The sequence below is a fragment of the Peribacillus sp. P4_D6 genome, assembly GCF_056401795.1.
Window position 1 is genome coordinate 1 of record NZ_JBFUIQ010000120.1, and the last position, 11,558, is coordinate 11,558.

Genomic DNA, 11,558 nt, shown 5'->3' on the forward strand with positions numbered 1-11,558 from the left:
GGCCATGGCAATATGTCAGCTGCTTGCACCCAATCTTCAAGCGAAGGGGGAAATATGGTATGGGGAAAAGAATTTATTAACCCTATCTTCCTCAGAAATCAGGAAGGTTCGCGGAAAGCGCCTGGCCTATATTTTTCAAGATTACCAGGGTTCATTCACCCCGTTCCTTACCATCGGTCAGCATTTCGACGAATATCAGCGAACACATTTGAACCTTTCCAAAAAGGCAAGGAGGCAGCAAGCGGTCAATGCGCTCATATCGGTGGGACTGAATGAAGATATCTACGGCAGATACGCTTTTCAATTAAGCGGCGGTCAGCTTCAACGCGTATCCATTTCAATAGCCCTGCTGCTTGAACCTGATATCTTGATAGCGGATGAACCGACCACAGCCTTAGACAGTGTATCTTCCTTTAAGGTTTTACAGCTGTTATCAAAGCTCCAAAAAGAAACCGGATGTGCAATCTTGTTCATTACGCATGATTTACGTCATGTCAGGAAGTATGCGGACCGCATTGCAGTCATGAAAGACGGGGCCATCATAGAGACCGGTGATAAAAATCAGGTATTGAATCATCCGCAGCATGCTTATACGAATGAACTGATTCAATCATCGCCATCATTGAGGAGAATTCCATTTAAGCTTGAAGGAGTGTCAGGATGAGTTTATTAGACGTGCGAAATGTCCATAAAAGCTATGATAACGGAGTGGAAATACTAAGGAACGTGAATTTCAGCATGGAAAGGAAGGAATGCCTCGGGTTAGTGGGGGAGAGCGGCTGCGGAAAAAGCACACTGGTAAGACTCATCCTTCAGATTGAATCTTTTGACAAGGGCAGCATCCTATTTGAAGGAACCGAGCTGCAAAACAAAAGCGAACGCAGTTTAAAACCGTATCGCAAGAACATCCAGGCTGTTTTGCAAAATCCTGTATCGGCTTTGAATCCAAAACTAAGGATAAAGGATTCACTAATGGATCCATATCTTCAATTTGGCAGCCAGGTCAATTTGAAATATTTTACGTATACAAGTGAAGCGAACTTTATCGGACAGCTCCTGGAAACGGTGGAGCTTCCAAGGAGTTTTGCTGAACGTTACCCGCATGAGCTAAGCGGCGGACAAAAGCAGCGGGTGACCATTGCGCGTGCAATCAGCATCGAACCGGCCCTCATTATATTGGATGAACCGGCTTCAAGCCTGGACGTGCTGTCCCAAGCGGCGGTGCTGAAATTGTTAGGCGGGCTGCGGGAGACTTTGGACACTTCCTACCTTTTTATTTCTCATGATCTATCGGCTGTACAGGAGATGAGCCAACGGATCATGGTGATGAAAGGGGGTGTTATTGTGGATTCTTTCGAGAAAGAACGGCTTTTTTGCAGCGATCGCCATTCATACACAAAAGAACTGATTTCGATGTTTGAATAATGAAGTTGTGTTTATTTGAGTTTTAAATCGCAATGATTTCGATTAAGTTTAATGCTTAAGGAGGAAGTAAGGTGGCATGTTAGGAATTCGGGAGAACGATTGCGGATTCTTTCATCATCAATTCAACCATTTATTACACATTTAAATAGTGGCACCATATAACGAGTTGCTTTCGGCAATTCGTTTTTTTAGGTAAAAAAATGAATTCCAATAAACTTACTTGACATTATAAACTTATGAAAATATAATTACTTACATAAAGTAACCAACAAAAAGGAGAATTCATACATGAATAAAAATGATGCAGGTCAAGTTTTTTTAAGGGTGATTTTAGGTCTTACTTTTTTCATTCACGGCGTTTCAAAGTTTCAAGGGGGCATAGGAAATACGGCGGGATTTTTCGATAGCCTTGGCATTCCTGGCTTCATGGCATACATCGTTGCAGGAATCGAATTGATTGGAGGACTTGCGGTTATACTGGGTTTGGGAACACGTATCGTATCCGTCCTATTTGCGGTCATTATGGCGGGGGCGATTTTCACGGCTAAATTACCTGCCGGTTTTCTTGGAAACGGGCAAGCGGCGGGTTACGAACTGGACTTGGCACTGCTTGCCATGTCTGTCTATCTAGCGTGTGCAAACCGCACGGTTCTTTCTTTGGATTATGTGATTTTCAATAAAAAAGGGAAGTGACAATATGGATAAAAATTTTCATCAAAAACCAATTACCTTTGTTGGCGAAGTGAGTATTAATGTTTTGGATTTGAATAAGGCCATTCTGTTTTATCAAGAAATCATCGGTCTTCAAGTATTGAAGAAAACCGACCGGAAAGCTGTTTTGACGACAGACGGAAAAACCCCGTTGCTGACACTTGAGCAGCCTGCGGATGTGATTCCGAAAGAAGGGCGGACGACGGGCTTATATCACTTTGCCCTGTTGCTGCCTACCCGTGCCGACTTATCGATTTTTTTACGCCATTTACTTCAAACGAAATATCCATTTGGAGCGGCGGATCATGAAGTGAGTGAAGCGCTGTACATCACCGATCCGGATGGAAATGGCATCGAAGTATACTCTGACCGGCCATCAGCTGATTGGAGATRGGCAGGCGGGGAGGTCGAAATGGGCACGGATCCGTTGGATGGGAATGACCTGCTGAAAGAAAGCGATGGTGAGTGGAGCAAACTGCCTGCTGGTACCTTGATGGGGCATATACATCTGCATGTAGCGGATTTACGCAAAACGGAGGAGTTTTACATGCAAGGTCTTGGGTTTAGCGTCGTGAATCGATATGGAGGAGCGCTCTTTACTTCAACCGGTGGATATCATCATCACATCGGATTGAACACATGGAATGGCGTTGGTGCCCCTGCCCCGAAGGAAAATAGTGTGGGGCTAAACTGGTATACACTCGTTTATGCAGATGAAGAAGCGAGAAACAAAGTAACGGAGCAACTGGAAGGAATCGGGGCTGTCGTCACGGAAAAAGAAGGGTTTTTCACTGTAACAGATCCATCAGGCAATGAGATTCATTTAATCGTCTAAATATTATAATCAGAAAGCAATGGTGAGAGGATAATGGGATTCTTAAGCAGATTATTTGGAAATAAAGAAGCCGCGGCAGAAGAGAATGGGAAAATGACAAAAGTGTTATTCGTGAAAGTGAACGATCGTCCAGCAGATCAGGCAATCAGCTCGAAAATGTATGACACATTCTTACAAACATATAAAGAGACACACCGTACAGATGAAGTGACCGAGCTGGATTTATTTAAAGAAGAGCTTCCTTACTACGGAAATACGGCGATTACCGGACTATATAAACGCAACCAAGGTCTTGAACTGACAGCTGAAGAGGAAAATGCCGCAAAACTGGTTGACCAATATTTAAATCAATTCATGGCCATGGATAAAGTGGTATTCGCTTTCCCTCTATGGAACTCAACGGTTCCTGCACCGTTAATCACCTATCTTTCTTATTTGGCACAAGCAGGAATAATGTTCAATTATACGGCGGAAGGTCCTGTCGGGTATGCTGAAGATAAAAAAGTCATGCTATTGAATGCCCGCGGTTCTGATTATGCATTAGAAGGAATGGCTTCCGCTGAAATGGCCGTGAGTTTAGTGAAAAATATCATTAGTCTATGGGGTATTAAGAATCCGGAGACCGTGGTCATTGAAGGCCATAATCAGTATCCGGATCGGTCACAAAAAATCATCGCGGATGGTTTGGAAAACGTTGCAAAAGCGGCTGAAGCATTCTGATTGCAAAGTGAAAAGAATAGCAGGCAAAGAAAGGCCTCCATATCAATGGGGGCCTTTAGACTGTAGACAAATTCATGGAAAGCGAGTGCCTGGAGTGGAGATCAACTTCCTAAACCCGCTCCCTTTCCGCCGATAAACTGAAGGCCTCCATATCAATGGGGGCCTCCTTTGTGCAGGGATGGTGTTATTTGACCTGATACTTTTTCAAACGGTATTGAAGGCTTTGGCGGCTAATATTCAGGGCCTTGGCTGCTTGGGAGATATTCATGCCATGTTCCTTCAATATCTTCTCCAAGTATTGCTTTTCAGTATTGGCGATATAATCATCAAGAGATAAGGTCGAATCCTGTAAATCTCCATTTGCATGAGTCTCTTTTCTTCCGGGATGAATGTCTTCCAAATGGGCTTTCTTCCTAAATAGAGCCGGAAGGTGGGTGATGGCAATCTTTGTATCGCCAGGCTCCATTAAATTCATGGCCCCCTCAATGATATGTTCGAGTTCCCTTACGTTCCCGGGCCAGTCGTAATCATAAAAAAGCGAGTAGACTTCTTCGCTGATCCCTTCTATATTCAATTCGAACAGCGCATTGAATTTCTCGATGAAGGATTGCGCCAACAAAGGAATATCCTCTTTCCGTTCACGAAGAGGCGGGATGAATAACGAAACGACACTTAATCGGTAGTATAAATCCTTTCGTAAATGGTCATTTGAAATGGCATCTATCGGATCTTCATTTATCGTTGCAATGACCCTAACGTCAATTTGTTTATCCTTAGTATCCCCAACGCGGCGAATCGTCCTTTCTTGAAGGGCCCGTAATAATTTCGCTTGCATGTTCGGATTTAATGAGTTGATTTCATCTAGCAGGATGGTACCGCCCTGTGCCTGTTCGAATAATCCAGGCCGTTCGATCGATCCGGTGAAGGCGCCTTTCTTTGTGCCGAAGAGTATTCCTTCAATTAGACTGTCTGGCAGGGCAGCACAGTTTTGGCTGATGAAAGGTTGTGTCGAACGGCTGCTGCCATTATGGATGCTTTGGGCGAAGAGCTCTTTTCCGGTGCCCGTTTCCCCAACGATGAGGATGGAGGATGCTGTCCTGGTCGAGCGCTTGCACTTTTCTATCACTTCCAGGAAATTTTCACTCGTTCCGATGATGCTGTCAAAGGTATATTTGGTATCGCCCTTATTCAATATATTATCTTTAATGATTCTTTCCAGATTCGTTATATCCTTTGCCACTTCAATGGCCCCGATGATATTTTGCTTTTGATCCAAAATCGGAAACGTATTATTGATTGTTGTAATTTCTTGACCAAGATTATTGAAGTAGGTCTGCTTCGAGTTCTCGGTTGTCTTCCCCGAATGAAGAGCCCTTATTAATGTACTCTCCGTTTCTTCCTTGAATTTAAAGATTTCGTGAATCTTCTTCCCTAACACTTCTTCTGAATCCATTCCTTCGATTTCTGCCATTTTCTTGTTATATACAATCGTCCGCCCCTTTATATCGATTATATGTATCCCTGTATCGATTACATCCACAAGCGAATAAAGGATGGATTGGAAACCATCTATTTTAATGATTTGATCTAAATTCATGAATGCCTCCCGTTTTTCTTCTTTTCTTAGAGCTATTGTAGAGGAATTGAAGCAAAGGCGCAAATAAAATTTGCACAGCAAGATTATTTTGCATTGAAGTGCAAAAATATTTTGCGGAAAAAGTGCGAAAATGCTGTTTTTTATGGTTTTTCAAGTTGGCATGAAATTTGCATTAATAAAAAGTGTAAGGTTTAAGCGACAAAAATAGGGATTAGAGCAAAAAATAATGGCATACTATGTCAATTTTGCCCTTAAAGTGCTGAATTTCATTGCATTTTTCAAGAAAAAACATTATTTTTTCGAAAAAATGAAAAGTTGGCACGGAACTTGCTTGTTTAATTAAGGGAGAAGTAAAAACATAAACTTAGGGAGATGAGACATAATGGTCCAAACATATAAACACGAACCATTTACTAATTTTAAAATCGAAGAAAACAATAAAGCTTTTCAAGCGGCATTGAATGATGTAGCTAATGATCTAGGGAAGAAATATCCGCTGATCATTAATGGTGAAAGAGTGTTTACTGATGAAGTCATTACCTCTGTAAACCCAGCAAATAAAGAAGAAGTTATCGGAACCGTATCCAAAGCGAATAAAGATCTTGCAGAGCAAGCGATGCAAGCGGCAGATCAGACATTCCAAACTTGGAGAAAAACGAAAGCGGAAGTGCGCGCAAACATTTTATTCAGGGCTGCAGCAATCGTTCGCAGAAGAAAACATTATTTCTCGGCTCTATTGGTTAAAGAAGCAGGGAAGCCTTGGAATGAGGCGGATGCAGATACAGCGGAAGCGATCGACTTCATGGAATACTATGCACGTCAAATGCTGAAGCTTAAAGACGGCATGCCAGTGGAAAGCCGTCCGATTGAACACAATGCTTTCAATTATATTCCGCTTGGTGTGGGTGTCATCATCTCACCTTGGAACTTCCCGTTTGCGATCATGGCAGGCATGACGACGGCTGCTCTTGTTTCAGGTAATACGGTCTTATTGAAACCGGCCAGTACAACACCGGTCATTGCAGCTAAATTCATCGAAGTGCTGGAAGAAGCGGGCATGCCTGCAGGAGTTGTGAACTTCATTCCAGGAAGCGGTGCCGAAGTGGGCGATTATTTGGTAGATCATCCTCGTACACGTTTCATCAGCTTTACCGGATCTCGTGATGTCGGTATCCGTATTTATGAGCGTGCGGCAAAAGTACATGAAGGCCAAATCTGGTTAAAACGTGTCATCGCTGAAATGGGCGGTAAAGATACGATCGTTGTTGATAAAGAGGCTGATCTGGAATTGGCGGCACAATCAATCGTCGCTTCTGCATTCGGATTCTCCGGTCAAAAATGTTCTGCTTGTTCACGTGCTGTCATAGTGGAAGATGTATATGACCAAGTCTTGAATCGTGCCATTGAATTAACGAAAGAAAAAACGATCGGGGAACCAACAGATCTAAACAACTTCATGGGTCCGGTCATCGATCAAGCAGCTTTCGATAAAGTCATGAGCTACGTTGAAATCGGTAAAGAAGAAGGGAAAATTGTTACAGGGGGAGAAGGAGACAATTCAAAAGGTTTCTTCATCCAGCCAACTATCATTGCCGATGTGGATGAGAACGCACGTGTCATGAAAGAAGAGATCTTCGGACCGGTTGTTGCATTCTGTAAGGCAAAAGATTTCAATCATGCAATCGAGATTGCCAATAACACGGATTATGGATTAACGGGTGCAGTCATCTCTAACAACATTGAACATATTGAACAAGCGCGTGAGGATTTCCACGTAGGTAACTTGTACTTCAATCGCGGCTGTACTGGTGCCATTGTAGGATACCAGCCATTTGGCGGATTCAATATGTCAGGTACAGATTCAAAAGCGGGCGGTCCTGATTATTTAGTTCTTCATCTTCAAGGTAAAACAACATCTGAAACGCTATAAATTTTAGGGGGAATCAACATGACAACTTTAACGGAAAAATTAATCGAGCAAACTGAACAATATGGTGCAAACAATTATAATCCACTTCCAATCGTCATTTCGAAGGCAGAAGGAGTTTGGGTGGAAGATCCTGAAGGCAACAAATATATGGATATGCTTAGTGCCTATTCAGCAGTGAATCAAGGCCACAGGCATCCGAAAATCATCGACGAATTAAAAAAACAAGCTGATCGCGTAACATTGACATCCCGTGCATTCCATAGTGATAAATTAGGACCATGGTATGAAATGGTTTCACGCATTACGCAAAAAGACATGGCACTGCCTATGAATACAGGTGCTGAAGCCGTTGAAACAGCCATCAAAGCTGTTAGACGCTGGGGCTATGATGTTAAGGGAATTGCAGAAAACCAAGCTGAAATCATTGCTTGTATCGGGAACTTCCATGGCCGTACGATGGCAGCCGTGTCCTTGTCATCCGATGATGAATATAGAAGGGGCTTTGGACCGATGCTGCCAGGGATCAAGCTTATCCCTTACGGCGATCTTGATGCATTGAAAGAAGCGATTACACCGCAAACGGCTGGATTTTTAATCGAACCGATTCAAGGTGAAGCGGGAATCATCATTCCGCCACAAGGATTCTTAAAAGAAGCTTACGACTTATGTAAAGAAAATAATGTCCTATTCGTTTCTGATGAAATTCAGTCAGGACTTGGACGTTCAGGAAAAATGTTCGCCTCTGACTGGGATGGAGTAGTTCCTGATATGTACATTTTAGGTAAAGCGCTGGGCGGCGGGGTTTTCCCAATCTCTTGCGTAGCTGCAAACCGTGAAATCCTTGGCGTATTCAATCCTGGTTCCCATGGTTCTACATTCGGCGGCAATCCATTGGCATGTGCGGTTTCCATCGCTTCATTGGAAGTCCTTGAAGAAGAGAAGCTTGCGGAACGTTCATTGGAGCTTGGGCAATACTTTATGGATCGTTTAAAAGAAATCAAGAATCCAATGATTAAAGATATCCGCGGCCGAGGCTTATTCATCGGAGTCGAATTAACAGAAGCAGCACGACCTTATTGTGAGCAGCTTAAAGAAGAAAAACTGCTATGTAAAGAAACACATGATACAGTTATCCGTTTTGCTCCRCCATTAGTGATTACTAAAGAAGACTTGGATTGGGCAATCGAACGCATCAAAAAAGTTTTATCCTAATATACCTATGAGGTGAATTCCATTGAGTACAACAATCAAAGAAGAAAAAGAAACTGCCAGCTTGCTTGATTCAACACAGGTCGTAATCAAGGAGGCGCTGAATAAGCTTGGCTATTCTGAAGAAGTGTTCGAGCTTTTGAAGGAACCTCTACGGATGCTTACCGTCCGGATTCCAATTAAGATGGATGACAATTCGACGAAGATTTTCACTGGATACCGTGCCCAGCACAACGATGCTGTCGGTCCGACGAAAGGCGGAATCCGTTTTCATCCTGAAGTCGATGAGGAAGAAGTCAAGGCACTTTCAATGTGGATGAGTTTGAAATGCGGAATCGTGAATCTGCCATATGGCGGAGGAAAAGGCGGCATCATCTGTGATCCGCGCCAAATGTCAATCGGTGAATTGGAAAGGCTTAGCCGTGGATACGTTCGGGCAATCAGCCAAATAGTGGGGCCGACTAAAGATATCCCGGCCCCGGATGTTTATACGAATTCACAAATCATGGCATGGATGATGGACGAGTACAGTAGAATAAGAGAACACGATTCTCCAGGTTTCATTACAGGTAAGCCACTGGTACTGGGCGGTTCACACGGCAGGGAAAAGGCGACTGCACAAGGTGTCACCATCTGTATCGAGGAAGCGGCAAAGCGTAAGGGCATAGAATTGAAAGGTGCACGCATCATCGTCCAAGGGTTTGGGAATGCAGGAAGCTTTTTGGCCAAATTCATGCATGATGCAGGTGCGAAAGTGATTGGCATATCGGACGCATATGGTGCCATCTATAAACCTGAGGGTCTGGATATTGATTACTTACTTGATAAAAGGGATAGCTTTGGAACGGTAACGACACTATTCGATCATACAATCACCAACCAGGAGCTTCTGGAACAAGATTGTGATATTTTAGTGCCTGCTGCCATTTCCAATCAAATCACCAAAGAAAATGCACATCTTATCAAAGCCCAAATTGTCGTAGAGGCCGCGAATGGACCTACCACATTGGAGGCAACCAAGATCTTGACGGAACGCAATGTGCTTCTAGTACCTGATGTATTGGCAAGTTCAGGCGGTGTGACAGTTTCTTACTTCGAATGGGTTCAAAATAATCAAGGTTATTATTGGGAAGATGAAGAGGTCCAAACCAAATTAAAAGCGTTATTGGTCAACTCATTTAATCAAATATATGAAATGTCCGAGACGAGAAAAGTGGATATGAGGCTGGCAGCGTATATGGTGGGTGTCAGAAAAATGGCAGAAGCCTCGATATTCCGCGGCTGGGTATAAGTTATAGTCTAATAATGGGGAGTGGAGGAGTGATTCCGTGTTAAAACCGATTCATACCATCGAGTGTGCTCAAGATGGGACCGTCGAACAAGTTTACGTTCAAAAGGATTCCTATGTTTATGAATGGGAAAGGCTCTTTTTAGTGAAGACGGAAGATGGGAAATTGATTGATGTTTCAATAGGTGCCAGTGGTCACATTACTGAAATTAATGTTTCGGCAGGGGATCCTATTAATAGAAAGCTTCCTTTAGCTTTGCTCCAAGACGATTTTGTTATAACTGGCTCTGATTGATTATAGGAAAGAGGGTGTTCCAAAGGCGGAAGCGATTTCTGCTTTGGGATGCTCTTTTTTTTGTTGTGATCATTTATAAGGCGGTGACAAAGCTGGGAAAAAGTTTGAAAAGGAAACACGATGAGGGCTCGATCGTGGTGAGAAGAACATGAAGGACAATCCCACTTACGAAGATTCATCCCACACTTCAATCAGATCGTAAGGTCGATAAGTGGTGGGTAGTTCAACCATGCTGTTCGAAAGATTTTGGAATAGATTAAATGAGTGGCCCGGTCTACTTGGGAAAAGGAAAAAAGAACTAGATTAACATAAGGACTTTTAACCAAGATAAATACATGCTCCTTCGCTGACCATACGTCATAACAGGGTATGGTTCCGCGAAGGTATTTTTGATTTGGAAGGGCATATTGTCTTATTCCCTTTCATAAACTTTTACAAGCCAGTACCAAGGCAAGAAAGGAGTGGATCATGGTTGGTCGAAACCGGTTGACTCTATCCGTGTGCGCTTTCTAGGAATTTAAGCCCACGACTAGAAGCTAGTATGTTAAAATACAAATTGAGATTTTGACATCAAATAAATGGCGTTTTTTCTGAATTGATCCAAATTCACAATAAAAAGGAAATATTCAGAATTCCGCCGTTTAAAAGAGGGGAGTTAATCAGAGTATGAGAATCTCAGAATTAAAGAGGAAAGCCCTTCAGGCGTTGGGAGGTAAATGGGGAGTAACTGTTTCGCTTATGTTGCTGTTGTTCTTGATCAACCTCATTTTTCCTTTAATTGTCGAAGTGATCGGAAGCGGTGGATTTTCAGAATGGCTCATGCAGGAAGACACACCGTTATGGTCCGATATCTTCAGCATGGTCTTTTCCATTGCCTTAATCCCGCTTACCATTTCAACCACTTGGTTCTACCTGAATTTAGTTAGGGAAGGGAATCCTGGCATTCCAGAAGTGTTCGCTATCTATAAAGATGGTAAAACCTCTTTCAAGCTTATTGGGGCTTCCATCTTACAGGCAATTTTCATTTTTTTATGGTCATTATTATTAATCATTCCGGGTATCATCAAGGCCATCGCTTATTCGCAGCAGTTTTTCTTATTGAAGGATCATCCTGAATACACGGTGCTTGAAGCCATTACAGAGAGCAAAAAAAGAATGAAGGGCTTGAAATGGAAGTATTTCCTTATGCACCTAAGCTTCATCGGGTGGGGCATCCTTTGCATGTTCACACTGGGAATTGGTTTACTATGGTTGATTCCTTATGCAGGAACGACAACGGCTGCATTCTATGAAGAATTGATTGTGCCTCAAGAGGATATTGACGATGATCAACAAATAGAGGAATAAAAGACTAACCGATAGCATTTGGCTATCGGTTTAAATTTATAGACAAAAGTGGTTTTACCTAAAATTTCAAAACATAGTTGATTGGAACGGAAGGTGCGAGACTCCTGCGGGAAAAGCGCGTCGAGGGGAGACCCCGCAGGCGCAAGGCGCCGAGGAGGCTYCCGGACCGCCCGCGGAAAGCGAGTGCCTGRAGTGGAAATC

General features: G+C 43.0%; 11 protein-coding genes. 10 read left to right on the forward strand and 1 reads right to left on the reverse strand.

Annotated features, from left to right (window positions below):
* The 5 genes from AC1DVB_RS22030 to AC1DVB_RS22050 form a co-directional block, all read left to right on the forward strand.
* On the forward strand, positions 1 to 664 hold a 664-nt coding region (locus AC1DVB_RS22030; protein WP_477590945.1), incomplete at its 5' end, for an ATP-binding cassette domain-containing protein.
* Complete coding sequence (locus tag AC1DVB_RS22035) at positions 661 to 1,425, forward strand: ABC transporter ATP-binding protein (protein ID WP_063575389.1); 765 nt, start codon at positions 661 to 663, stop codon at positions 1,423 to 1,425. The genes AC1DVB_RS22030 and AC1DVB_RS22035, both read left to right, overlap by 4 nt.
* Positions 1,426 to 1,713: 288 nt before the next feature.
* Complete coding sequence (locus AC1DVB_RS22040; protein ID WP_063575390.1) at positions 1,714 to 2,118, forward strand: DoxX family protein; 405 nt, start codon at positions 1,714 to 1,716, stop codon at positions 2,116 to 2,118.
* Positions 2,119 to 2,122: 4 nt separating this feature from the next.
* The gene (locus AC1DVB_RS22045) at positions 2,123 to 2,971 is read left to right on the forward strand and encodes a VOC family protein (protein ID WP_477590947.1); all 849 of its coding nucleotides are present in this window, start codon (positions 2,123 to 2,125) and stop codon (positions 2,969 to 2,971) included.
* A 33-nt stretch (positions 2,972 to 3,004) separates the two neighbouring features.
* Complete coding sequence (locus AC1DVB_RS22050) at positions 3,005 to 3,691, forward strand: FMN-dependent NADH-azoreductase (protein ID WP_230135142.1); 687 nt, start codon at positions 3,005 to 3,007, stop codon at positions 3,689 to 3,691.
* Positions 3,692 to 3,875: 184 nt separating this feature from the next.
* Here AC1DVB_RS22050 and AC1DVB_RS22055 read toward each other — a convergent pair whose 3' ends face one another.
* The gene (locus AC1DVB_RS22055) at positions 3,876 to 5,288 is read right to left on the reverse strand and encodes a sigma-54 interaction domain-containing protein (RefSeq protein WP_057276823.1); all 1,413 of its coding nucleotides are present in this window, start codon (positions 5,286 to 5,288) and stop codon (positions 3,876 to 3,878) included.
* Between the two features lie 382 nt (positions 5,289 to 5,670).
* Between AC1DVB_RS22055 and pruA the strand changes: the two genes are divergently transcribed.
* The 5 genes from pruA to AC1DVB_RS22080 all read left to right on the forward strand — a co-directional run bounded on the left by pruA (position 5,671) and on the right by AC1DVB_RS22080 (position 11,357).
* Complete coding sequence (gene pruA / locus AC1DVB_RS22060) at positions 5,671 to 7,218, forward strand: L-glutamate gamma-semialdehyde dehydrogenase (protein WP_063575393.1); 1,548 nt, start codon at positions 5,671 to 5,673, stop codon at positions 7,216 to 7,218.
* A gap of 18 nt (positions 7,219 to 7,236) precedes the next feature.
* Entirely contained in the window at positions 7,237 to 8,430 is a 1,194-nt protein-coding gene (locus tag AC1DVB_RS22065) for an ornithine--oxo-acid transaminase (RefSeq protein ID WP_098866168.1), read from the forward strand.
* Between the two features lie 22 nt (positions 8,431 to 8,452).
* Positions 8,453 to 9,718 carry a Glu/Leu/Phe/Val family dehydrogenase gene (locus tag AC1DVB_RS22070; protein WP_194719320.1) on the forward strand — a complete coding sequence of 422 codons (1,266 nt, stop codon included), beginning with the start codon at positions 8,453 to 8,455 and terminating at the stop codon, positions 9,716 to 9,718.
* Positions 9,719 to 9,755: 37 nt separating this feature from the next.
* Positions 9,756 to 10,010: a biotin/lipoyl attachment domain-containing protein gene (locus AC1DVB_RS22075; protein ID WP_048686804.1), complete on the forward strand. Its 255-nt coding sequence runs from the start codon at positions 9,756 to 9,758 to the stop codon at positions 10,008 to 10,010.
* 666 nt (positions 10,011 to 10,676) lie between these two features.
* Positions 10,677 to 11,357 carry a DUF975 family protein gene (locus AC1DVB_RS22080; protein WP_477590951.1) on the forward strand — a complete coding sequence of 227 codons (681 nt, stop codon included), beginning with the start codon at positions 10,677 to 10,679 and terminating at the stop codon, positions 11,355 to 11,357.
* The last annotated feature ends 201 nt before the right edge of the window (positions 11,358 to 11,558 follow it).